Annotated in this window: 20 protein-coding genes; 6 read left to right on the top strand and 14 right to left on the bottom strand. The window is 70.7% G+C overall.

The features are described from left to right. Nucleotides 1-738 precede the first annotated feature (738 nt). The 3 genes from Actob_RS09135 to Actob_RS09125 form a co-directional block, all read right to left on the bottom strand. On the bottom strand, nucleotides 739-1620 hold the full coding sequence (locus Actob_RS09135) for an ATP-grasp domain-containing protein (protein ID WP_284919624.1): 882 nt from the start codon (nucleotides 1618-1620) through the stop codon (nucleotides 739-741). Beyond that, nucleotides 1620-1913, bottom strand: coding sequence for a hypothetical protein (locus Actob_RS09130; protein WP_284919623.1), 294 nt, complete (start codon nucleotides 1911-1913; stop codon nucleotides 1620-1622). Before Actob_RS09130 ends, Actob_RS09135 begins: the two co-directional genes overlap by 1 nt. Nucleotides 1914-2138: 225 nt before the next feature. Next, nucleotides 2139-3098, bottom strand: a complete 960-nt coding sequence (locus tag Actob_RS09125; RefSeq protein WP_284922279.1) for a heme o synthase — start codon at nucleotides 3096-3098, stop codon at nucleotides 2139-2141. 343 nt (nucleotides 3099-3441) lie between these two features. On the opposite strand from Actob_RS09125, the gene tkt reads away from it, so the two are divergent. From tkt to Actob_RS09095, 6 genes are all read left to right on the top strand, one after another. Next, the gene (gene tkt, locus Actob_RS09120) at nucleotides 3442-5481 is read left to right on the top strand and encodes a transketolase (RefSeq protein WP_284919622.1); all 2040 of its coding nucleotides are present in this window, start codon (nucleotides 3442-3444) and stop codon (nucleotides 5479-5481) included. Between the two features lie 15 nt (nucleotides 5482-5496). Beyond that, complete coding sequence (gene tal, locus Actob_RS09115; protein WP_284919621.1) at nucleotides 5497-6609, top strand: transaldolase; 1113 nt, start codon at nucleotides 5497-5499, stop codon at nucleotides 6607-6609. Between the two features lie 75 nt (nucleotides 6610-6684). After that, nucleotides 6685-8202 carry a glucose-6-phosphate dehydrogenase gene (gene zwf / locus Actob_RS09110; RefSeq protein ID WP_284919620.1) on the top strand — a complete coding sequence of 506 codons (1518 nt, stop codon included), beginning with the start codon at nucleotides 6685-6687 and terminating at the stop codon, nucleotides 8200-8202. Then, a complete protein-coding gene (locus Actob_RS09105) occupies nucleotides 8199-9197 on the top strand; it encodes a glucose-6-phosphate dehydrogenase assembly protein OpcA (protein ID WP_284919619.1) in 999 nt (332 codons plus the stop codon). Before zwf ends, Actob_RS09105 begins: the two co-directional genes overlap by 4 nt. A gap of 64 nt (nucleotides 9198-9261) precedes the next feature. Continuing rightward, the gene (gene pgl, locus Actob_RS09100; protein WP_284919618.1) at nucleotides 9262-9984 is read left to right on the top strand and encodes a 6-phosphogluconolactonase; all 723 of its coding nucleotides are present in this window, start codon (nucleotides 9262-9264) and stop codon (nucleotides 9982-9984) included. A gap of 24 nt (nucleotides 9985-10008) precedes the next feature. Further along, nucleotides 10009-10611: a GNAT family N-acetyltransferase gene (locus tag Actob_RS09095; protein WP_284919617.1), complete on the top strand. Its 603-nt coding sequence runs from the start codon at nucleotides 10009-10011 to the stop codon at nucleotides 10609-10611. 1 nt (nucleotide 10612) lies between these two features. On the opposite strand, the gene Actob_RS09090 is transcribed toward Actob_RS09095, so the two are convergent. From Actob_RS09090 to uvrA, 11 genes are all read right to left on the bottom strand, one after another. Continuing rightward, nucleotides 10613-10957: an RNA polymerase-binding protein RbpA gene (locus Actob_RS09090; protein ID WP_284919616.1), complete on the bottom strand. Its 345-nt coding sequence runs from the start codon at nucleotides 10955-10957 to the stop codon at nucleotides 10613-10615. Between the two features lie 85 nt (nucleotides 10958-11042). Then, entirely contained in the window at nucleotides 11043-11297 is a 255-nt protein-coding gene (secG, locus tag Actob_RS09085) for a preprotein translocase subunit SecG (RefSeq protein WP_284919615.1), read from the bottom strand. Nucleotides 11298-11389: 92 nt separating this feature from the next. Next, nucleotides 11390-12181, bottom strand: a complete 792-nt coding sequence (gene tpiA / locus Actob_RS09080; protein ID WP_284919614.1) for a triose-phosphate isomerase — start codon at nucleotides 12179-12181, stop codon at nucleotides 11390-11392. Next, the gene (locus Actob_RS09075) at nucleotides 12181-13383 is read right to left on the bottom strand and encodes a phosphoglycerate kinase (RefSeq protein ID WP_284922278.1); all 1203 of its coding nucleotides are present in this window, start codon (nucleotides 13381-13383) and stop codon (nucleotides 12181-12183) included. The genes tpiA and Actob_RS09075 overlap by 1 nt, the downstream gene beginning before the upstream one ends. Beyond that, complete coding sequence (gene gap / locus Actob_RS09070; RefSeq protein WP_284919613.1) at nucleotides 13380-14381, bottom strand: type I glyceraldehyde-3-phosphate dehydrogenase; 1002 nt, start codon at nucleotides 14379-14381, stop codon at nucleotides 13380-13382. Before gap ends, Actob_RS09075 begins: the two co-directional genes overlap by 4 nt. A gap of 431 nt (nucleotides 14382-14812) precedes the next feature. After that, a complete protein-coding gene (gene whiA / locus Actob_RS09065; protein WP_203680794.1) occupies nucleotides 14813-15793 on the bottom strand; it encodes a DNA-binding protein WhiA in 981 nt (326 codons plus the stop codon). Between the two features lie 57 nt (nucleotides 15794-15850). Then, nucleotides 15851-16888 carry a gluconeogenesis factor YvcK family protein gene (locus tag Actob_RS09060; protein ID WP_284919612.1) on the bottom strand — a complete coding sequence of 346 codons (1038 nt, stop codon included), beginning with the start codon at nucleotides 16886-16888 and terminating at the stop codon, nucleotides 15851-15853. Then, the gene (gene rapZ, locus Actob_RS09055; RefSeq protein WP_407653695.1) at nucleotides 16885-17787 is read right to left on the bottom strand and encodes an RNase adapter RapZ; all 903 of its coding nucleotides are present in this window, start codon (nucleotides 17785-17787) and stop codon (nucleotides 16885-16887) included. The genes Actob_RS09060 and rapZ overlap by 4 nt, the downstream gene beginning before the upstream one ends. Nucleotides 17788-17923: 136 nt before the next feature. Next, the gene (uvrC, locus tag Actob_RS09050) at nucleotides 17924-19924 is read right to left on the bottom strand and encodes an excinuclease ABC subunit UvrC (protein ID WP_284919610.1); all 2001 of its coding nucleotides are present in this window, start codon (nucleotides 19922-19924) and stop codon (nucleotides 17924-17926) included. 101 nt (nucleotides 19925-20025) lie between these two features. Then, nucleotides 20026-20565, bottom strand: a complete 540-nt coding sequence (locus tag Actob_RS09045; protein WP_284919609.1) for a Rieske (2Fe-2S) protein — start codon at nucleotides 20563-20565, stop codon at nucleotides 20026-20028. A gap of 384 nt (nucleotides 20566-20949) precedes the next feature. Then, nucleotides 20950-23907 carry an excinuclease ABC subunit UvrA gene (uvrA, locus tag Actob_RS09040; RefSeq protein WP_284919608.1) on the bottom strand — a complete coding sequence of 986 codons (2958 nt, stop codon included), beginning with the start codon at nucleotides 23905-23907 and terminating at the stop codon, nucleotides 20950-20952. Nucleotides 23908-23960 lie beyond the last annotated feature (53 nt).

Raw genomic sequence — 23960 nt, 5'->3', positions numbered from 1 at the left:
CCGGGCTCACCGTCTCACCCGCGCTCACCGTCTCACCCGCGCCCACCCCGGTACCTGCCCGGCCGGTCCCAGTGCTCGGCTGGCACCCACGGTCGCATCAGACGCCCGGACACCACCGCCACGACCAGCCACCACCCACCGGCTGGCACCCACCGTGGCATCACACACCAGGAGACCACCGCCACGACCAGCCACCACCCGCGGGCTGGCACCCACGGTGGCATCACACACCGGGAGACCACCACCAGCACCAGCCGCACGCACCGGCTGGCACCCACGGTGGCATCACACGCCCGGACACCACCGCCACGACCAGCCACCACCCACCGGCTGGTGCTCACGGTGGCATCACACACCAGGACACCACCGCCACCACCAGCCACCACCCACCGGCTGGCACCCACGGTGGCATCACACACCAGGACACCACCGCCACCACCAGCTACCACCCACCGGCTGGCACCCACCGTGGCATCACACACCAGGAGACCACCGCCACGACCAGCCACCACCCGCGGGCTGGCACCCACGGTGGCATCACACACCGGGAGACCACCACCAGCACCAGCCACGGCCCACCGGCTGGTGGTGGCGGTGGCATCGCACACCGGGAGAGCACCGCCACGGCCAGCCGGGGCCTCGGGCGACGACGGGGAGGGCGGGCTGCGGGCGTACCGGAAAGGGGTGGAAAAGAAGCGGGCCGCGACCTGGGTCGCGGCCCGATGAGGAGTGCCGGGGTCAGAGGCGGGCCAGGATGGCGTCGGCGAAGCGGTCGGCGGCGCCGGGCGCCGTGCCGAAGAACAGCGCCGGCTCGGTCAGCTCCAGCTCGATCATCCGGGGTGCCCCGTCGGGGCCCGGGATGACGTCGACCCGGGCGTAGAGCAGGCGTTTCGACCCGCCCGGGACCGCCGCGAGCACCTGGCGGGCAACCTCCAGCTCGGCCTCGGACGGGGTACGCGGGGTGATCTCCTCGCTGCCCACCTCGACCGCGTGCTCGCCGGTCTGCCGCAGCATCGGGCCCTTGCGGATGGCGTGGCTGAAGCTCAGCTGGCCGGTGGCGTCGGGGAAGCAGAGCAGCGCGGTCTCGCCGGCGGTGGCGACCGCGGCCAGGTACGGCTGGATCATCGCGGTGCGGCCGGCGGCGGTGAGCCGGGTGACGTGCGCGCGGGCCCCGTCGAGCTGCTCCGGCAGGGCGTAGCGGGCGGTGTCCTGGCTGCCGGCCGACACGGTGGGCTTGACCACCCACTCCCCCGCGCGCGGCGCCGACCAGGTCTCCCCGGGGCCGACGAAGTCGGTCGGGATGACCGGGACACCGGCCGCGGCGAGATCGCTCAGGTACCGCTTGTCGGTGTTCCAGGCGATGATGTCGGCCGGGTTGGCCAGCCGGGGGACGCCGCGTGCCCAGGCCACGAACTGCTCGTGGCGGGCGACGTAGTCCCACGGCGAGCGGATGACGGTGAGGTCGAACCGCGACCAGTCGGCGTCCGCGTCGTCCCAGCGCAGCACCTCGACGGCCACCCCGCGCGCGAGCAGCGCGTCGCGCAGCGGGTGGTCGTCCTCCCACAGGTCGGGGAAGTGAGCGCAGGTGACCAGGGCGACCCGGGCGTCGGGAGCGGGCATCAGCGAGCCATGCTCCGGCGTGCCATCGACCGCCACAGGTCGTTGCTGGGGCGCATCTGCTCCAGGAGCTCGCGCTCCCACTCGTTCTCCACGGCGACGCCGGCGTGCTCACAGGCCTCGCGGGCGACGCCGGTGTCCTGGGCGAACTGGTCGGACCACTCGCCGTCCTCACCGACCAGGACGATGCGGGCGCCGCGCTTACCGACGTACTCGATGACCGCCTTGGCGCCGCCGTGCCCGGCGGCGAAAGACTTGATCTCGGAGGTCAGCGTCATTACGGAACCTTCTGCCATGCCTCGCAGCCTAAGCAATCAGCGATGCACCGCGGGGTACTCCGGCGCCGTTTTGTGATTGGAGTTACCAGCAGGTTTACCCATTCACAGTATTGTTATGCACCAATTGCGCCCGAATTGCGAGGTGGCCAGAATCCGTCTAACGAGTGACAGACAGTAGTTGACACTGGTCACAATCCGGGCATCGTGTGCGACAAGACCGTAACCCGCTGACTGAACGCTACCTCAGATCAGCGCATCGACGGCGATCGCCATGAAGAGCAGCGTCAGGTACGTGATCGACAGCTGGAACAGGCGCATCGGCTTCACCATGCCGCCGTGCCGGGTCTGGTGGACCAGCCGGATCGACTCGCCCAGGAAGAGCCCGCCGGTGATCACCGCGGCGGCGCCGTAGATCCAGCCCAGGCCGAGCCCCCGGCCGAGCGGCCAGGCGATCAGCGAGGAGACCACAGTGAGCACGGTGTAGAGCAGGATCTCGAAGTTGACCCGGGCGACCGAACGGACCACCGGGAGCATCGGAACGCCGGCCCGCGCATAGTCGTCCTTGTACTTGATGGCAAGCGCGTAGAAATGCGGCATTTGCCAGAAGAAAACGACTGCGAACAGCGCCCAGCCCATCGGGGCGATGGTTCCGGTCACCGCGGCCCAGCCGATGACCACCGGGGCCGCCCCGCAGACGCCGCCCCAGAACGTGTTGGCCGGGGTGCGCCGCTTCAGCCAGAGCGTGTAGACCACGTCGTAGTAGAAGATGGAGAACGCGGTGAGCGCCGTCGCCAGCCAGTTGGTCAGCAGCGCCATCAGCACCACCGAGACCACCGCCAGGGTGAGCCCGAAGATCAGCACCGCGCGCGGGGTGATCTGGTGGCTGGGCAGCGGGCGCCGCTTGGTCCGCTTCATCAGCACGTCGATGTCGCGGTCGATGTAGCAGTTGAGCGCGCTCGCCGCGCCGCCGGCCAGCGCGCCGCCGACCAGCACCGCGAAGAAGGTGACCAGGTCGGGCCAGCCGCCGGCGGCCAGCATCATGGTCGGCACCGTGGTGACCAGCAGCAGCTCGACGATTGCCGGTTTGGTCAGCGCCAGGTAGCCCCGGAACACCGCCATCCGGTCGCGTCGCGCCTCGTCAACGCGTGGCGCAGGCTCCGCCACGCCGGGCGGCCGTCGTTGGACGGAACGCTCGGTGATCATGCTCACGGACAGCCACCTTCCGGCATTTGGACCAACTCGCGGCCGCCTGCCGGGTGAAGATCAACCCGGCCAAGCCGCCCGGACAGCCTACGCGCCACCGTCTCCGCTGCTCGGGGCACCCGGCACGGGTGGACGCCGTCACACCCCTCAACCGTGTGTCCGCTCACAGCGTATGCACCTGTGCCGTTCGCTGCGCAGACGTTTAGCCCTACTGGATAGGGTCAAGCCGAAAAGGGTTCCACAATCCTGCCCGAGGAGCACAACAGACGTGGGTGCCACAGATCCTGCTCTCAATTGGTCCGACCTCGACCGCAAGGCGGTCGACACAGTGCGGGTGCTGGCCATGGATGCCGTCGAGAAGGCCGGCAACGGCCACCCCGGCACGGCCATGAGCCTGGCTCCGGCCGCCTACCTGCTGTTCAACCGCGTCATGCGGCACGACCCGACCGACCCGCACTGGGCGGGCCGCGACCGGTTCGTGCTGTCCTGCGGTCACTCCAGCCTCACCCTCTACATTCAGCTCTTCCTCAGCGGTTACAGCCTGTCGCTCGACGACCTCAAGTCGCTGCGCCAGTGGGACTCGCTGACCCCGGGTCACCCGGAGTTCGGGCACACCCCCGGCGTCGAGATCACCACCGGCCCGCTGGGTCAGGGCATCGGCAACGCGGTCGGCATGGCGATGTCGGCCCGCCGGGAGCGCGGCCTGTTCGACCCGGACGCCGCCGCCGGCGAGTCGCCGTTCGACCACCACGTCTTCTCGATCGCCTCGGACGGCGACATCGAGGAGGGCGTCAGCCACGAGTCGAGCGCCATCGCCGCGGTGCAGAAGCTCGGCAACCTCACGGTGATCTACGACGACAACCAGATCTCCATCGAGGACGACACCCGGATCGCCAAGTCGGAGGACGTCGGCGCCCGCTACGAGGCGTACGGCTGGCACGTCCAGACCGTCAACTGGAGCGGCTCGGACCCCTACACCGAGGACGTCGAGGCGCTCTGGAACGCGATCCAGGCGGCCAAGGCGGTCACCGACAAGCCGTCGTTCATCGTCCTCAAGACGGTCATCGGCTGGCCGGCGCCGAAGAAGCAGAACACCGGCAAGATCCACGGCTCCGCGCTGGGCAAGGACGAGATCACCGCCACCAAGGCGCTGCTCGGCTTCCCCGACGAGCCGTTCGCCATCGACGACGAGGTGGTCAAGCACGCCCAGCAGGCCGTCGAGCGCGGCAAGGCGGCGCACGCCGAGTGGCAGCAGGCGTTCGACGCCTGGGCGGCCGGCAACCCCGAGGGCAAGAAGCTGTTCGACCGGCTCACCGCCAAGCAGCTGCCGGAGGGCTGGACCTCGGCGCTGCCCGAGTTCCCGGCCGACGAGAAGGGCCTGGCCACCCGCGCCGCCTCCGGCAAGATCCTGGAGGCGCTGGCGCCGGTGCTCCCCGAGCTCTGGGGCGGCTCCGCCGACCTGGCGGAGAGCAACAACACCACGATGAAGGGCGAGCCGTCCTTCATCCCGGCGGAGTACGCCACCAAGGAGTTCCCCGGCCACGAGTACGGCCGCACGCTGCACTTCGGCATCCGTGAGCACGGCATGGGCTCGATCCTCAACGGCATCGCGGTGCACGGCGGCACCCGGCCGTACGGCGGCACCTTCCTGGTCTTCAGCGACTACATGCGCGGTGCTGTCCGGCTCTCCGCGCTGATGAAGCTGCCGGTCGTCTTCGTGTGGACGCACGACTCGATCGGTCTCGGCGAGGACGGCCCGACGCACCAGCCGATCGAGACGCTGACCGCGCTGCGCGCCATCGTCGGCCTCGACGTGGTCCGCCCGGCCGACGCCAACGAGACCGCGTACGCCTGGCGCGGCGCCCTGGAGCACAACGACCGCCCCACCGCGCTCGCGCTGTCCCGGCAGAACCTGCCGACCGTCGACCGCTCGAAGTACGCGTCGGCCGAGGGCACCCTCAAGGGCGGCTACATCCTCTCCGAGGCGTCCACCGGCACCCCGAAGGTGATCCTGATCGCCAGCGGCTCCGAGGTCTCGGTCGCGCTGACCGCGCAGGAGCGCCTGGAGGCGCAGGGCACCCCGACCCGGGTCGTGTCGATGCCCTGCCAGGAGTGGTTCTTCCAGCAGGACGTGGCGTACCAGCAGGAGGTCATCCCGAACGGGGTGAAGGCTCGGGTCACCGTGGAAGCGGGTATCCGGATGAGCTGGGACCGCATCCTCGGCGACGCCGGCGAGGCGGTCAGCATCGAGCACTACGGCGCCAGCGCGCCCGCCAAGATCCTCTTTGAGCAGTTCGGGTTCACCGCGGACAACGTCGTGGCGAAGGCCAACGCCTCGCTGGCCAAGGTCGGCGAGATCACCGGTCACACGACCGGCAACTGACAGGAGTTGAAGGTAATGACCGACAGACTGGCAGAGCTGTCCGCCCAGGGTGTGGCGGTCTGGCTCGACGACCTCTCCCGGGTCCGCCTGACCAGCGGCTCGCTCGACAAGATGCGCCGCGAGCAGCACATGGTCGGGGTCACCACGAACCCGAGCATCTTCCAGAAGGCGCTGTCCGACGCGGACGCGTACGACCAGCAGGTCAAGGACCTGGCCGCGCAGCGCGTGACGGTCGAGGAGGCGGTCCGGCTGATGACCGCCGCCGACGTGCGCGCGGCGTGCGACGTGCTGCGCCCGGCCTACGACGCCTCGAACGGTGTGGACGGCCGGGTGTCCATCGAGGTGGACCCGCGCAAGGCGCACGAGACCGAGTCGACCGTCGCCGAGGCGAAGACGTTGTGGTGGCTCGTCGACCGGCCGAACCTGTTCATCAAGATCCCGGCGACGCTGGCCGGCCTGCCGGCGATCACCGCGGTGCTCGGCGCCGGCATCAGCGTGAACGTGACGCTGATCTTCTCGCTGGAGCGCTACCGCGCGGTGATGGACGCGTTCCTGGCCGGCCTGGAGCAGGCGAAGGCCAACGGGCACGACCTGTCCAAGATCGGCTCCGTGGCGTCGTTCTTCGTCTCCCGGGTGGACAGCGAGGTGGACAAGCGCCTCGACAAGATCGGTAGCGACGAGGCCAAGGCGCTCAAGGGCAAGGCGGCCATCGCCAACGCCCGGCTGGCGTACGAGGCGTACGAGGAGGTGTTCTCCGGCGACCGGTGGACGGCTCTCAAGGACGCCGGGGCGCACCCGCAGCGGCCGCTGTGGGCCTCCACGTCCACGAAGAACCCGGACTTCCCCGACACGATCTACGTCGAGGAGCTGATCGCGCCCGGCACGGTGAACACCATGCCGGAGTCGGTGATCGTGGCGTTCGCCGACCACGGCACCACCAAGCCGGGCAGCATCACCAGCAACTACGCCGACGCCAAGAAGGTCTTCGCCGACCTGGCGGCGGTCGGCATCGACTTCGACGACGTCGTGAAGGTCCTCGAGGAGGAGGGCGTCGAGAAATTCGACGCCAGCTGGAAGGAACTGCTCGAGCACGTCGAGAAGTCGCTGAAGTCCGGCACCAGCGTCTGACGAACACCCCGCGGCCTGTCGTGGAACCCTCCGCGACAGGCCGCTCCATTCGCGAAAAACTGGCAGGATGGCAACGTGGGTAATCCGCTGCGCACCGCACAGGACCGACGGCTACCGCGGATTCCGGAGCCCTGTGCTCTGGTGATCTTCGGGGTCACCGGTGACCTGTCCCGTAAGAAGCTCATCCCGGCCGTGTACGACCTGGCCAACCGCGGTCTGCTGCCCCCCGGCTTCGTGGTGGTGGGCTTCGCCCGCCCGGACTGGGGCGACGGCGACTTCGAGTCGCTGGCCTACAACGCCGCCAAGAAGGGCGCTCGCACGCCCTGGCGGGAGGACGTCTGGCAGCGGCTCTCGAGCCAGTTCCAATTCGTGCCCGGCTCGTTCGACGACGACGCCGACTTCGACAAGCTCGCCGAGACCCTGGACGAGCTCCGCGAGCGCAACGGGATCGTCGGCAACACCGCCTTCTACTTCTCGATCCCGCCGGTCGCGTTCCCGCTGGTGCTCAACCAGCTCAACCGCACCGGCCTGGCCGACAACGCCAAGGCCGGCGGCTGGCGCCGGGTGGTGGTGGAGAAGCCGTTCGGCAACGACCTGCAGACCGCTGTCGCGCTGAACGCGCTGGTGGACGACGTCTTCAATCCCGACGACGTCTACCGGATCGACCACTACCTGGGCAAGGAGACGGTCCAGAACATCCTGGCCCTGCGCTTCGCCAACAGCCTGTTCGAGCCGGTGTGGAACTCGAAGTACGTCGACTCGGTGCAGATCACCATGGCCGAGGACGTCGGCATCGGCACCCGGGCCGCGTTCTACGACGCGTCCGGCGCCGCCCGCGACGTGCTGCAGAACCACCTGCTCCAGCTGCTGGCCCTGGTCGGCATGGAGGAGCCCACCAGCTTCGACCCGAACGAGATCCGGGCCGAGAAGCTGAAGGTGCTCAAGGCGATCAGCCTGCCGGCCGACATCACCGCCGGCTCGGTCCGCGGGCAGTACCTGCCCGGCTGGGTGGCCGGCGAGCGCGCCGTGGGCTACCTGGAGGAGGCGAACATCCCGCCGGACTCCACCACCGAGACCTACGTCGCGGTCCGCCTCGGCATCCAGAACCGCCGCTGGGCCGGCGTGCCGTTCTTCGTGCGGGTGGGCAAGCGGATGCCGCGCCGGGTCACCGAGATCGCGATCCTCTTCAAGAAGGCCCCGCACCTGCCGTTCGACCCGGCCGACGTGGAGATGCTGGGCAACAACCAGCTGGTCATCCGGGTGCAGCCGGACGAGGGCGTGGTGCTCAAGTTCGGCTCCAAGGTGCCGGGCACCGCCATGGAGGTCCGCGACATCGCGATGGACTTCCAGTACGGCGAGGCGTTCACCGAGTCCAGCCCGGAGGCGTACGAGCGGCTCGTGCTGGACGTCCTGATCGGCGACCGCACGCTGTTCCCGGACGCGGCCGAGGTGGAGCAGTCGTGGCGGGTGATCGACCCGCTGGAGGCGGCCTGGGCGGGCACCAAGCCGGAGCCGTACCGGTCCGGCGAGTGGGGCCCGCGGGCCTCGGACGAGATGCTGGAACGCGAAGGCCGCGCCTGGAGGCGAGCATGATCGGGCTGTGGGACACCACCGGTAACGAGGTCGTCAAGGCGCTCGCCGCGGAACGCCGCAGCGCCGGCGGCGTGGCCTCCGGCCTGGCGCTCACCCTGATCGCCGTGGTCGAGGAGAAGAAGGTCCGGGAGGCCGAGGCGGCCGCCACCATAGCCGCCGCCGCGCACCCGTGCCGTCTGCTCATCGTGGTCCGCTCCGACCTGGACGGCCGCAGCCGGCTGGACGCGGAGATCGTGGTCGGCGGCCGGCTGGGCCCGGCCGAGGCGGTCGTGATGCGGATGTACGGCCGGCTCGCGCTGCACGCCGAGTCGGTGGTCATCCCGCTGCTCGCCCCGGACGTCCCGGTGGTCACCTGGTGGCACGAGGAGCCGCCGAACTCGATCGCCAACGACTTCCTGGGCGTCGTCTCGGAGCGCCGGATCACCGACAGCGCGCAGGCGCCCGACCCGGTGGCCGCGCTCAAGCAGCGGGCGATCGACTACGCGCCCGGCGACACCGACCTCACCTGGACCCGGATCACCCTGTGGCGGACCCTGGTGGCGGGCGCGTTCGACGCCACCGAGGCGAAGGTGGTCGGCGCCCGGATCGTGGCACCGGAGAAGGACCCGACCGCCTGGCTGATGCTCGGCTGGCTCAAGTCCCGCCTCGGCATCGAGCCGGTGCTGGAGCACACCGACCGCGCCCCGCGGATGCACTCGGTGGAGTTGCAGTGCGAGAACGGCGACTGCGTGCGGGTCACCCGCGAGGAGGGCACCGCGCTGTTCAGCCGTACCGGCCAGGAGGACCGCTACATGCCGCTGCCCAAGCGGCCGGTCGGCGACGAGCTGGCCGAGGAGCTGCGGCGGCTGGACGCCGACCAGATCTACGCCGAGGCGCTCGGCGCCATGGCCGGGCTGTCCGGCCTGGACAGCCGCCCGGCCAGCCGGGTGCACGTCTGGAAGGACCCGGCGATGGCGGCGCGGGCGGCCAGCACGACCGACGCGATGGCCGGTTAGAGACGAAGTCTGGAGAAGGGCCGTCCGCCGCTGGCGGACGGCCCTTTCGGCGAAGGAGAACCTAGTGAGTGAGACCGTTGTCGTGGTGGTTCCGGACGCCGACATCCTGGCGTCGACGGTGGCGGCACGCCTCGCCATCCGGATCATCGACGCGCAGGCGGTGCACGGGACGGCGAGCGTGGTGCTGACCGGCGGCCGGGTGGCCGCCAAGGTGCTGCGCCAGCTGCGGGACCTGCCGGCCGCCGCCGCGATCGACTGGTCCCGGGTGGACCTCTGGTGGGGCGACGAGCGCTTCCTGCCGGCCGGCGACCCGGATCGCAACGAGACCCAGGCGCGCGAGGCGGTCCTCGACGCGCTGCCGCTGGACCCGGCCCGGGTGCACCCGATGCCGGCCACCGACGGCCCGGACGGCGACGACCCGGACGCGGCGGCGGCCCGCTACGCGGCGGAGCTGACCGCCGGCGGCCGGCCGCTCCGGTTCGACGTGCTGATGCTGGGCGTGGGCGAGGACGGGCACGTGGCGTCGCTCTTCCCGGGGCACCCGGACGCGACAGCCACCGGGACGACGGCAGCCGTCCGCAACAGCCCGAAACCGCCGCCCACCCGGATCACCCTGACCATGCCGACCATCCGGCAGGCCGAGGAGGTGTGGCTGGTGGCGGCCGGTGCGGACAAGGCGGAGCCGATCGGCACCGTGCTGCGCGGCGGCGATCTGCCGGCCGCGCGGGCTCAGGGCGTACGCAAGACGCTTTTCCTTCTCGATGAGGCCGCCGCGAGCAAACGGTGAACGGTGATCCGTAAAATCCGGTAGGTGTCAGCGACAATCCGCGCCTACCGGCCGAGCGACCTCGACGCCATCTACGACATCTGCGTGCGCACCGGCGACGCGGGCCAGGACGCCCGCGGCAAGTACAGTTCGGACCGGCTCCTCGGGGACATCTGGGCGGCGCCCTACGTGATCCTGGAGCCGGAGCACGCGCACGTGCTCGACGACGGCACCGGGCGCCCGGTCGGCTACCTCATCGGCACCGCGGACACCGCCACGTTCGTCGAGCGGTACCGCGCCGAGTGGCTGCCGGCCACCGCCGGCCGCCTGGTCGACGGCGACCCGCGCGACGAGGTGATGCTCGACCTGCACCGGCGCCCGGAGCGGATGCTGCACCCGGGGCTCGCCGATTACCCCGCCCACCTGCACATCGACCTGCTGCCCGAGTGGCAGGGCAAGGGCCAGGGCCGCGGCCTGATGGCCGCGTTCCTGGCCGGGCTGCGGGCGGCCGGGGTGCCGCGGGTGCACCTGGGCATGGCGCTGGAGAACCACAGCGCCTACGCGTTCTACCGCCGCCTGGGATTCCACGACCTGCCGATCGAGGATCCCGGCGCGCGGTTCGTCGGGCGGGACACCAGCCCGCTGTGAGTCAGTCCCGGCCGCGGCGCTGACGCACCTTGGCCAGCGCCTCGGCGAGGATCGCCGCGGCGTCCTCCTCGCTGCGACGCTCTTTCACGTACGCCAGATGCGATTTGTACGGCTCGGTCCGCAGCCGTCCGGGCGGGGCCTGCCGGTCGAGCCCGGCCGGCTGCCCGCACCGCGGGCAGTCCCAGGTCTCCGGGGCCGCGGCCTCGGCGGCGAACCAGATCAGGCTGTCGTGCCCGGCCGCGCAGAAGTAGTTCACCTGCCGGCGAGGGGCGGGTTCGGTGCGCTCGTCGGGGCGCATCGGGCTGGACCCGACGCGGCTGCCACGGATGGCGCTGCCACTGGACACGGACGTCACTCCTGTCTAAAGGCACAAAAAACCGCACGACCGGAGCAACCGGCCGCGCGGCAGATTGTACGACGCTACTCGCGGGTCAGGAAGCCACCGCGAGTTTGAGCCAAAAACCGAGCCCCACGATGCAGGCGAACCAGATGATGCCGACCAGCAGCGTGTAGCGGTCCAGGTTCTTCTCCGCCACCGACGAGCCGGCCAGGCTGGAGGTCACGCCGCCGCCGAACATGCTGGACATGCCGCCGCCCTTGCCCCGGTGCAACAGGATCAGCAGGGTCAGCAGGATGCTCGTGATGATCAGCAACACGATCAACGTGTACGCGAATCCGATCGGCATGGTCGGGTTCATTCCTCTCGAAGGGCACAGCAGCGGTCCCACAATAGCGGGTGCCCGGCCGTTTACCACGGCCGGGCACGCGCCGAATACGATCAGCGGGCGACGTGCTCCGGGAAACGCACGATGGCGGCGAAGCCCTCGGCGTCCAGAGCCGCACCGCCGACCAGGGCCCCGTCCACGTCGGGCTGAGCCATGATCTGCGCGATGTTGTTCGCCTTGACGGATCCGCCGTACTGGATGCGGACCGCCTCGGCGACCTCGGCGCCGTACTTCTCGACCAGGCGGGCGCGGATCGCTCCGCAGACCTCCTGGGCGTCCTCCGGCGTCGCGGTCTTGCCGGTGCCGATCGCCCAGACCGGCTCGTACGCGATCACGATCTGCTTGACCTGCTCGGTCTTGAGGTCCTCGAGACCGCCGTCGACCTGGGCGAGCACGTGCTCGACCTGGTTGCCGGCCTCGCGGATCTCCAGTCCCTCGCCGACGCAGAAGATCGGGGTCAGGCCGGCCGTGAAGGCCGCCTTGATCTTCGCGTTGACCAGCGCGTCGCTCTCGTTGTGGTACTCGCGGCGCTCGGAGTGCCCGATCACCACGTAGGTGCAGCCGAGTTTCGCCAGCATGGAGCCCGCGATCTCGCCGGTGTACGCACCGGAGGCGTGCTGCGAGATGTCCTGGGCGCCGTAGCCGATGTTCAGCTTGTCGCCCTCGATCGCGGTCTGCACGGTGCGCAGATCGGTGAACGGCGGCAGCACGACGGTCTCGACCGCCTCCAGCTGCTCCGCGTTCAGGCTCGCCGCGAGCTTCTGGACCAGCAGATTCGCCTCGTAGTGGTTGAGGTTCATCTTCCAGTTGCCGGCGATGATCGGCTTGCGGGTCACGTCACCCATCACTTCTCCAGAGCGGCGACGCCCGGCAGCGTCTTGCCTTCGAGGTACTCCAGGGACGCGCCCCCACCGGTGGAGATGTGGCCGAACGCGGACTCGTCCAGGCCGAGCGTGCGGACCGCGGCGGCCGAGTCGCCGCCGCCGACGACCGAGAAGCCGTCGATCTTGGTGATCGCCTCGGCGACGCCGCGGGTGCCGGCGGCGAACGGGGCGAGCTCGAAGACGCCCATCGGGCCGTTCCAGAACACCGTCTTCGCACCGGCGATCGCGGACGCGAACAGCTCCGTCGACTTCGGGCCGATGTCGAGGCCGAGGCGGTCGGCCGGGATGTCCGAGATGTCGGCCACCGCGTGCTCCGCCTCCGCGGCGAACTCCGTCGCCGCGACGACGTCGACCGGAAGAACGATCCGGTCCCCCGCCTGCTCGAGCAGCGAGGCACACGTGGAGATCATCTCGGTCTCGAGGAGGGACTTGCCCACCTCGTGACCCTGCGCCTTGAGGAAGGTGAAGCACATCCCGCCACCGACGAGAAGCTTGTCCACCTTCGGCAGGAGCGCCTGGATCACCGCGAGCTTGTCCGAGACCTTCGAGCCGCCGAGCACGACCACGTACGGCTTCTCCGGGGTCTCGGAGACCTTGCGGAGGACCTCGACCTCCTTGACGACCAGGCCGCCGGCGAAGTGCGGGAGCCGGGCCGGGACGTCGTACACCGAGGCGTGCTTGCGGTGCACCGCACCGAAGGCGTCGTCGACGTAGAAGTCCGCGAATTTCGCCAGCTCGTCGGCGAACGCGCCGCGAACCGCGTCGTCCTTCGCGGTCTCCCCCTCGTTGAACCGCAGGTTCTCCAGGAGCAGCACCTGGCCGTCGGTCAGTGCCGCGACCTTCGACTGCGCGTCGGAACCGACGGTGTCGGAAGCGAAGATCACCTCGGAGCCCAGCAGCTCGCCCAGGCGGGCGGCAACCGGCGCGAGGGTGAACTTGGGGTCCGGCGCGCCCTTCGGGCGGCCCAGGTGGGACGCCACGATCACGCGGGCGCCCGCGTCACGCAGGGCGATCAGCGTCGGCAGCACCGCGCGGGCGCGGCCGTCGTCGCTGATGACACCCGGGTTGCTCTTGTCGAACGGGACGTTCAGGTCGGCGCGCACGAAGACGCGCCGACCCGATACACCCTCGCCGAGCAGGTCGTCGAGAGTCTTCAAGATCAGGCTCCGACGAGCTGAACCAGGTTGACGAGGCGGTTCGAGTAGCCCCACTCGTTGTCGTACCAGCCGACGACCTTGACCTGGTTGCCGCCGATGACCTTGGTCAGGCCGGCGTCGAAGATGCAGGAGGCCGGGTCGGTGACGATGTCGGCCGACACGATCTCGTCCTCGGTGTAGACCAGGATGCCCTTGAGCGGGCCCTCGGCCGCGGCCTTGATCGCGGCGTTGACCTCGTCGACCGTGGTGTCCCGGGCGGCGGTGAAGGTCAGGTCGGTGGCCGAGCCGGTGGGGATCGGCACCCGCAGCGCGAAGCCGTCCAGCTTGCCCTTCAGCTCCGGCAGCACCAGGCTGACGGCCTTGGCGGCGCCGGTCGAGGTCGGCACGATGTTCAGGGCGGCGGCGCGGGCGCGACGCAGGTCCTTGTGCGGGCCGTCCTGCAGGTTCTGGTCCTGGGTGTACGCGTGGATCGTGGTCATCAGACCCTTCTCGATCCCGATCGCGTCGTTCAGCACCTTCGCCATCGGGGCGAGGCAGTTGGTGGTGCAGGAGGCGTTCGAGATGACCGTGTGCTTGGCGGCGTCGTAGAGGTGGTCGTTGACGCCCATCACGATCGTGATGTCCTCGTTCTTGGCCGGCGCCGAGATGATGACCTTCTTGGCGCCCTTGTCGACGTGCGCCTTGGCCTTGCTGGCGTCGGTGAAGAAGCCGGTCGACTCGATGACGACGTCGGCGCCCAGGTCGCCCCACGGCAGGTTGTTCGGGTCACGCTCGGCGAACGCCTTGAAGGTCTTGCCGGCGACGGTGATCTCGTCGGCGGTCGCCTTCACCTCGTGCGGCAGACGGCCCAGGATGCTGTCGTACTTCAGCAGGTGGGCAAGAGTGGCGTTGTCGGTCAGGTCGTTCACGCCGACGATCTCGATGTCGGCGCCGGACGCGAGAACCGCCCGGAAGAAGTTACGACCGATACGGCCGAAGCCGTTGATGCCAACCCGGATGGTCACAGGTGGTCTCCTCGTTTCGGTCCGCCGGATTCTGCGACCGGCGGAGGGTCTCGTGCCGGCCACGTGGAGGGCCTGCACAGGGGGCGTCCGGCCGCCGCGCCCGAAGCAACGATGAACGCCGCAGCAGAGACACTTCGGCGGCGTCACAGCGGGGGTTCGGCCGAACTGCCGGCACCGTCGCCGTCACCAGTGACCCTATCCGAGGCCCCCCGCCATGACCGCAGCGGGGCGCGACCTGAACGTTACCTAATCCGGATCCCCGCCGGGTCGGCCCCGGCACCGGGTGACCAGCGCGACTCACGCCGATCCCGGCCAGATCCACAAGCCCTTTTCCGGTACGGCCACAGGTCCCGTCCCCGGCACCCGGCCACCCCCCGCCCGGCCTCGCCCAGCACTCCGGCCGGCGTGACCGGAATCACCGGATCGGGCGGTCAGCAGGCCATCATCTCCGGGGTGACAGCCGCCTCGGTGTCGGGGATGCCGAGATCCCGCGCGCGCTTGTCGGCCAGTGCCAGCAGCCGCCGGATCCGACCGGCGATCGCGTCCTTGGTCAGCGGCGGGTCGGCGAGCGCGCCCAGCTCCTCCAGCGACGCCTGCCGGTGCTCCAGCCGCAGCCGCCCGGCCGAGGTCAGATGGTTCGGCGCGTCGTCGGCGAGGATCTCCAGCGCCCGGGTGACCCGGGCGGCCGCCGCCACCGCGGCCCGCGCCGATCGCCGCAGGTTCGCGTCGTCGAAGTTGGCCAGGCGGTTCGCGGTAGCCCGCACCTCGCGGCGCACCCGCCGTTCCTCCCAGGCCAGCACGCTGGAGTGCGCGCCGATCCGGGTGAGCAGCGCGGCGATCGCGTCGCCGTCCTTGATCACCACCCGGTCCACGCCGCGCACCTCGCGCTCCTTGGCGGTGATCCCGATCCGGCGGGCCGCGCCGCGCAACGCCAGCGCCGCCTCCGGTCCCGGGCAGGTGATCTCCAGCGCGCTGGAGCGACCCGGCTCGGTGAGCGAGCCGTGCGCCATGAACGCGCCCCGCCACGCGGCCACCGCACAGCACACGTTCGCCGAGACCACGTGCGGGGGCAGCCCGCGGACCGGGCGCCCCCGGACGTCCAGCAGGCCGGTCTGCCGGGCGAGGGCCTCGCCGTCCTTGACGATCCGGACGATGTAGTGGCTGCCCTTGCGCAGGCCACCGGAGGCGAGCACGTGCACCTCGCTGGGGTACCCGTACACGTCGGCGATCTCCCGGCGCAGCCGGCGCGCCACCGCCCCGGTGTCCAGCTCGGCCTCGACGACGACCCGGCCGGAGACGATGTGCAGCCCACCGGCGAACCGGAGCAGGGAGGCCATCTCCGCCCGCCGACAGCAGGGCTTGGGCACGTCGACCCGGCTCAGCTCGTCTTTGACCGCTGCCGTCATCGCCATCGTGTTGTCACCTCATGCGCCGGATCTTGGACAGTGTGTGCCGCACTACGCCAGTAATTAACGAGCGGCGCCCAATACTGGCACCAGTGCAACACCCAGTGCCTCAGGATCATGCCGTGGGCTCCCGTCCGCAACGGCGACGGGTGCCAATACCAGCTCGGCTCCCATCAGCTGGGCGGCGACGCGAACCGGCTCCGGCTCGCCGGCCCATTTCTCGTCGGCCAGCACCGTGTCCACCCGCAGTTCCGGCAGGTAACCGTGCAGCGTGCCGAGGTGCCCGGCGGCGGAGAGACCGTGCGTCTCCTTGTCCGTGCCGAGGTTGAGGGTGACCAGCCGGCGGGCCGGGCTCGCCACGATCTCCCGGGCCAGCCCGGGCACCAGCAGGTGCGGCAGCACACTCGTGTACCAGCTGCCCGGCCCGAAGATCAGCCAGTCCGCGGCGCGGACCGCGTCGAGCGCCTGCGGGCAGGCCGGCGGATCGGCCGGCTCCAGCCGCACCGCCTCGACCCGGCCGTCGACGACCGCCACCGAGTGCTGACCCCGGATGGTCGACCGCCGGCCGGCGCCGTCGATCACGTCCGCCTCGATGCCGACAGCGTGCAGGGCCATCGGCAGCACCCGGCCGCACGCGCCGACCATGGCGGCGGCGTGGTCCAGGGCCCGCACCGGGTCGCCGAGCATCTCCATCAGCCCGAGCAGCAGCAGGTTGCCGACCGTGTGCCCGGCCAGGGTGTCCTTGCTGCGGTCGGCGCGGCGCTCGATCCGCGGGCCGCGGGCCACCGGCGGCAGCGGCGGGACGCCACCCGGCTCGGTCATGGCCACGAACCGGTGCTGCATCAGGGTCGCGGTGAGCTGCGCTGTCGGATCCTCGTCGGCCAGCGCGGCGAGCGCCTGCCGCAGGTCGCCCGGGGGCAGCAGGGCGTCCCGCTCGACCCGCAGGCGGCCGCTGGAGCCGCCGTCGTCACCGACCGTGACGATGGCCGTGATGTCCAGCGGCAGCTCGGTCGCGGCGTGCCGGAGCGCCCGCAGCGAGGCGCTCAGGCCGTGCCCGCCACCGAACGCGACGACCCGGATCGGCCGGGCCGGGGCCGTCACTCGCGCCCCAGATCGCGGTGCGAGGCGTGCGCCGAGAGGCGCATGGCGCTCAGCCGCGAAGTCAACTCCTCGGTTATCGCCACGCTCCGGTGTTTCCCACCGGTGCACCCGATCGCGACCGTCAGATAGCGCTTGCCCTCGCGCTCGAAACCGGGCGCGGTGGCGGCGATCAGGCCGGCGTACGTCGCCACGAAGTCGGTGGCGCCCTCCTGGCCCAGCACGTAGCTGCTGACCCCCTCCTCCAGGCCGGTGTGGTCACGCAGCTCGGGCACCCAGAACGGGTTCGGCAGGAACCGGGCGTCGAGCACGTAGTCGGCGTCCGGGGGCAGGCCGTACTTGAAGCCGAAGGAGAGCACGGTGATCCGCAGTTTGCGGGCGTCCTCCCCGCCGAACAGCTCCTCCACCCGGCGGCGCAGCTGGTTGACGTTCAGGTGGCTGGTGTCGATGATCACGTCGGCCTGCTCGCGGGCCTCGGCGAGCAGCTTGCGCTCGGCGGCGATGCCGTCGGCCAGCCGGCCGTCACCCTGCAGCGGGTGCGAACGGCGCACCGACTCGAACCGCCGGATCAGCACCTCGTCGTCGGCGTCGACGAAGACCACCCGCGGCGAGAAGCCGCGCTCCTTGAGGGCGCGCACCGCACCGGCCAGGTCGGTGGAGAACGCGCGGCTGCGCACGTCCAGCACCATGGCGGTGCGCCGGGCCGCGCCACCGGCGGCGAAGGCCAGCTCGGCCATCTCCAGCATCAGCGCCTGCGGCAGATTGTCGACCACGTAGAACCCGACGTTCTCCAAGGCCCGGGCCACCGTGCTGCGGCCACCGCCGGACAGCCCGGTGACCACCACCAGGTCGGTACCGGCCTCGTCCGGGTCGACCACGCCGTCGGTGCCGAACTCGGGCATCGCTTCCGTCACGCACGCCTCCCGCGTCGCTTCGCCCGCACCCCGCGGGCGGACACAACATGGTAGGCCGATGGATGGGGCGCCGGCCGCCGGACAACCTGTCCGCCTCGGCTCCTCGGCTCGGTCGCGAGCTCCCTCATCGGCCGGTCTCCGTCTTTTCCGGGGTGCCCGCCGGGTTGAGCGCGGCCAGCACCGCCTCGGCGGTCCGGCGGCCGATCCCCGGCACCTCGATGATCTCCTCCGGGGTGGCCGCGGCGAGCCGCTTCACCGATCCGAAGTGCCGCAGCAGCGCCTTGCGCCGGGTCTCGCCCAGGCCGGCGACGCTGTCCAGCGCCGACTCGGTCATCCGCTTGGCCCGCCGCTGCCGGTGGAACGTGATGGCGAACCGGTGCGCCTCGTCCCGGGCACGTTGCAGCAGGTAGAGCGCCTCGGAGGTGCGCGGCAGGATGACCGGGAAGTCGTCGCCGGGCAGCCACACCTCCTCCAGCCGCTTGGCCAGGCCGCAGAGCGCCACATCGGTGATCCCCAGGTCGGCGAGGACCGCGGCCGCCGCGTTCACCTGCGGCTGGCCGCCGTCCACCACGACCAGCTGGGGTGGGTACGCGAACCGGCGCGGTTTGCCGGTCAGCGGGTCGATGCCGGGCAGGTCGGCGGTCTCCAGCTCGCCCGTCGCCTCCCCGGTCTCCTCGGCCGCCGGCCCCGGCCGGTCACCCGGCGCGTCCGCGCCGGCCTGCGCCTTGTAGCGGGCGAACCGGCGGCGCATCACCTCGCTCATCGCGGAGAGGTCGTCCATCCCGCTGCCGTCCGGGTTGCCGCGGATGGCGAAGCGGCGGTACTCCGCCTTGCGGGCCAGGCCGTCCTCGAAGACGACCATCGAGGCGACCACGTCGGTGCCCTGGATCTGCGAGATGTCGTAACACTCGATGCGCAGCGGCGCCGAGTCCAGCCCGAGCGCGTCGGCGATCTCCTCGAGGGCCTTGTTCCGGGTGGTCAGGTCGCCGGCCCGGCGCAGCTTGTGCCGCTGCAGCGACTCGCCGGCGTTGCGCGCCACCGTCTCCATCAGCGACCTCTTGTCGCCGCGCTGCGGGATCCGCAGGCTGACCCGGCTGCCGCGGCGCGCGGAGAGCCAGCCCTCCAGGGCGTCGGCGTCGTCCGGCAGGGCCGGGACCAGCAGCTCGCGGGGGACGTCGGCCTCGCCCTCGGACTCACCGTACATCTGGGTGCAGAAGTGGTGGACCAGGTCGCCGGTGGACAGGTCCTCCACCTTTTCCACCACCCAGCCGCGCTGGCCGCGGACCCGGCCGTCGCGGACGTGGAAGACCATCACGGCGGCCTCCAGGGGATCCTCGGCGAAGGCCACCACGTCGGCGTCGGTGCCGTCGCCGAGCACCACGGTCTGTTTCTCCATGGCCCGGCGCAGCGCCGCGATGTCGTCGCGCAGCCGGGCGGCGCGCTCGAACTCCAGCTCCTCGGAGGCGGCCAGCATGTCGCGCTCCAGGCGTTTCACGAACGTGTCGGTGCGGCCGGCCATGAAGTCGCAGAAGTCGTCGACGATGGCCCGGTGCTGCTCGGCGCTGACCTGGCCGACGCACGGGGCCGAGCACTTCCCGATGTAACCCAGCAGGCAGGGGCGGCCGACCTGACCGGACCGCTTGAACACGCCGGCCGAGCAGGTGCGCGCCGGGAAGACCCGCAGCAGCAGGTCGAGGGTCTCCCGGATGGCCCAGGCGTGCGAGTAGGGGCCGAAGTAGCGCACGCCCTTGCGCTTGGCGCCGCGCATCACCTGCAGGCGGGGGAACTCCTCGTTCAGCGTGACGGCGAGGAACGGGTACGACTTGTCGTCCCGGTACTTCACGTTGAAGCGCGGGTCGAACTCCTTGATCCAGGAGAACTCCAGCTGCAGCGCCTCGACCTCGGTGCCGACCGTCACCCAGTCGACCGAGCCGGCGGTGGTGACCATCTGCTGGGTGCGCGGGTGCAGCGACCAGGTGTCGGCGAAGTAGGAGTTGAGCCGGTTACGCAGGCTCTTGGCCTTGCCGACGTAGATCACCCGGCCGGCCGGATCGCGGAAGCGGTAGACGCCCGGAGCGTCGGGAATGGTACCGGGCGCCGGACGATAAGTGGACGGGTCTGGCACAACGACAACAGTAGTGCGTGGGACTGACAGAATTGCCCGACCGGAGGTCCGGTGCCGCCGCCACGGCGCCGGATCTCCGGCCGGATGTCAGCTGGGGGAGATCAGGCTGCGACGATCTTGTCGCCGTCCACCTTGACCTTCGTCTCGGCGAGCGGCTTCGGTGCCGGGCCGCCGGCCACCGAGCCGTCCTCGATGGAGAACTTCGCGCCGTGGCACGGGCAGTTGATCGTGCCGTTCTTCACCTCGCTGACCTCGCAGCCCTGGTGCGTGCAGATCTTGGTGAATGCCTTGAAGGTGCCCTGCTTGGGCTGCGTGATGACGTAGTCGCCGGAGATGATGCCGCCACCCGCGGGCACGTCGGCGACCAGCGCGAGGGAGGCGCCGGCCGCGCCGCCGCCGCTGTCCCCGGTGCCGGTGCCACCGCCGCCGACCGCGTCCGCGCCCTTGCTGCCGGCCGGCGCCGGGTCACCGGCGAAGTCGGAGCCGTTCGGGTTGGTGCCGCTGGTGGCGGTGCCGCAGGCGGCCAGGACCGCGGCGGCGCCGAGGCCGCCGGCGCCCAGCAGGACGACGCGGCGGGTGGATGCCGTCCCCGCCTCCTCGACCTTGCTCCCGGCGTCGAGTCCCGTCTGCACGTCAGTCATTAATCGCCCTCCAGTACCTGGTCCGCGCGCGGATGGCACGCGAAGTCGCCCGTGAGTACGCGGCCGCCACCGCGATCGGTTCATGCGTGCGGCGAGATTAACCACCGCGGGCGGCGGCGTCCTTCCCCGGTTCGTCCGCCTCGGTCAGGGCCGTTCCGGTCACCGCCGTCGCCGCGATCGACACTAGGAGATCGGCTCGGCGGCGGGGCTGTCCGAAGCCTAAGAAGTTTCTAAAATCAACTTTCCGCACGTCATGAAACCCGTCCGGCGAGAGGGACCCGCCGGACGGGCCGGTGGGCGAACCGTCCGGGGAAACAACCCGGCACGGCAGCGGCGGCCGTCTCCGCGTGGAGACGGCCGCCGCTCACCGATCGCCGGGCGGGGTCAGACCGCGGCCTTGACCCGCGACCTGGTGGCACGGGCCTTCGTCGCGGTCGCCTTTTCTCCGTTGGCCTTGGCGGCCCGGGCGATCGCCGCCGGCGATCCGGCGGCGTCGCCGGCGAGCCCGAGCACGTGCCGCAGGAACTGCCCGGTGTGGCTCTCCGGCACCTCGGCCAGCTCCTCCGGCGTGCCGGTGGCCAGCACCAGGCCGCCCTTGCTGCCGCCCTCCGGGCCCATGTCGATCAGCCAGTCGGCCGTCTTGATCACGTCGAGGTTGTGCTCGATGGTGATCACCGTGTTGCCCTTGTCGACCAGGCCGTTGAGCACGATCAGCAGCTTGCGGATGTCCTCGAAGTGCAGGCCGGTGGTCGGCTCGTCGAGCACGTAGACGGTCCGGCCGGTGGAGCGTTTCTGCAGCTCGGAGGCGAGCTTGACGCGCTGCGCCTCGCCACCGGAGAGGGTGGTCGCGGGCTGGCCGAGCCGCACGTAGCCCAGGCCGACGTCGACCAGGGTGCGCAGGTGCCGATGGATGGCCGGCAGCGCCTCGAAGAAGGTCGCCGCCTCCTCGATCGGCATCTCCAGCACCTCGGAGATGGTCTTGCCCTTGTAGTGCACCTCGAGGGTCTCCCGGTTGTACCGGGCGCCCTTGCACACCTCGCACGGGACGTAGACGTCCGGCAAGAAGTTCATCTCGATCTTGATGGTGCCGTCGCCGGAGCAGTTCTCGCACCGGCCGCCCTTGACGTTGAACGAGAACCGGCCGGGACCGTAGCCGCGCACCTTGGCCTCGGCGGTCTCGGCGAACAGCTTGCGGACGTGGTCGAAGACGCCGGTGTAGGTGGCGGGGTTGGAGCGCGGGGTCCGGCCGATCGGCGACTGGTCCACGCCGACGACCTTGTCCACGTTCTCCAGGCCGGTGACCTTGGTGTGCCGGCCGGGCACCTGGCGGGCGCCGTTGATCTGGTTCGCCATCACGGTGTGCAGGATGTCGTTGACCAGCGTCGACTTGCCCGAGCCACTGACCCCGGTGACCGCGATGAACTGGCCGAGCGGGAACGGGACCGTGAGGTTGCGCAGGTTGTGCTCGCGCGCCCCGTGCACCACCACCTCGCGGCCGGCGGTCTGCGGCCGCCGGGTGGCCGGCGTCGGGATCGACTTGCGGCCGGAGAGATACGCGCCGGTCGGCGAGTTCTCGTTGGCCAGCAGGCCGTCGACGGTGCCGCTGTGCACGATCTGGCCGCCGTGCTCGCCGGCGCCCGGGCCGATGTCGACGATCCAGTCCGCGGTCCGGATGGTGTCCTCGTCGTGCTCCACCACGATCAGCGTGTTGCCGAGGTTACGCAGCCGGACCAGGGTCTCGATCAGCCGGTGGTTGTCCCGCTGGTGCAGGCCGATGGACGGCTCGTCCAGCACGTAGAGCACGCCGACCAGGCCGGAGCCGATCTGGGTGGCGAGCCGGATGCGCTGCGCCTCGCCGCCGGAGAGGGTGCCGGCGCCACGGTCCAGGGAGAGGTAGTCCAGGCCGACGTCGACCAGGAAGCGCAGCCGGGCGTTGATCTCCTTGAGCACCCGCTCGGCGATCATTTTCTGCCGGTCGTCGAGCTCCAGCCCGGCCAGCAGCTCGGCGCACTCACCGACCGACAGGTTGCAGACCTCGGCGATGCTCTTGCCGGCCACGGTGACCGCGAGCACCTCGGGCTTGAGCCGGGCGCCACCGCAGACCGAGCAGGGCACGTCGCGCATGTAGCCCTCGTACTTGTCGCGGGACCAGTCGCTCTCGGTGTCGTTGTGCCGCCGCTCGATCCACTGCACCACACCCTCGAAGCCGGTGTAGTACGAGCGCTCGCGACCGTACTTGTTCCGGTAGCGCACGTGCACCTGGTCCTCGGCGCCGTACAGGATGGTCTTCTGCACGGCGCTGGGCAGCGCCCGCCACGGCGTGTTCAGCTTGAAGCCCTCGGCCTTGGCGAGCGCCTCGAGCAGCCGCAAGAAGTACTCCTGGGTGGTGCCGCCGGACCACGGCTGGATCGCGCCCTCGCTGAGGCTCTTCTCCTCGTCCGGGATGATCAGCTCGGGGTCCACCTCCTTCTTGGTGCCGAGGCCGGTGCACTCGGGACAGGCGCCGTACGGCGCGTTGAAGGAGAAGACCCGGGGCTCCAGGTCCTCGATCGCCAGCGGGTGATCGTTCGGACAGGCCAGGTGCTCGGAGAAGCGGCGCTCGCGCTCCGGGTCGTCCTCGGGCAGGTCGACGAAGTCGAGCAGGACGATGCCGCCGGCCAGGCCGAGGGTGGCCTCCACCGAGTCGGTCAGGCGCTGCTTGCTGCTCGCCTTCACGCTGAGCCGGTCGACCACCACCTCGATGGTGTGCTTCTCCTGCTTCTTCAGTTTCGGCGGCTCGGTGAGCGGGTGGACCACGCCGTCGACCCGGGCCCGGGCATAGCCCTTGGCCTGCAGCTCGGCGAAGAGGTCGACATACTCCCCCTTGCGGCCGCGGACGACCGGGGCGAGCACCATGAAGCGGGTGCCCTCCGGCATGGCCAGCACCCGGTCGACGATCTGCTGCGGGGTCTGCTTGCTGATCCGCTCGCCGCAGACCGGGCAGTGCGGGATGCCGGTGCGGGCGAAGAGCAGCCGCAGGTAGTCGTAGACCTCGGTGATGGTGCCGACGGTCGAGCGCGGGTTACGGCTCGTCGACTTCTGATCGATCGAGACGGCCGGCGAGAGGCCCTCGATGAAGTCGACGTCCGGCTTGTCCATCTGGCCGAGGAACTGCCGTGCGTATGAGGAGAGGGACTCGACATAACGCCGCTGCCCCTCGGCGAAGATGGTGTCGAACGCGAGGCTGGACTTGCCCGAACCGGAGAGACCGGTGAAGACGATCATGGCGTCGCGGGGCAGGTCCAGGTTGACGTCGCGCAGGTTGTGCTCGCGAGCGCCACGAATAGTCAGTCGGTCGGCCACTACCAGCCTCTCCGTACAAGTGTTTGAAGACGGCGAACACTCTAGCCATGGGG

The organism is Actinoplanes oblitus (genome assembly GCF_030252345.1).
Classification (GTDB): Bacteria; Actinomycetota; Actinomycetes; order Mycobacteriales; family Micromonosporaceae; genus Actinoplanes; species Actinoplanes oblitus.
This window is presented reverse-complemented; position numbering and strand designations above follow the sequence as displayed.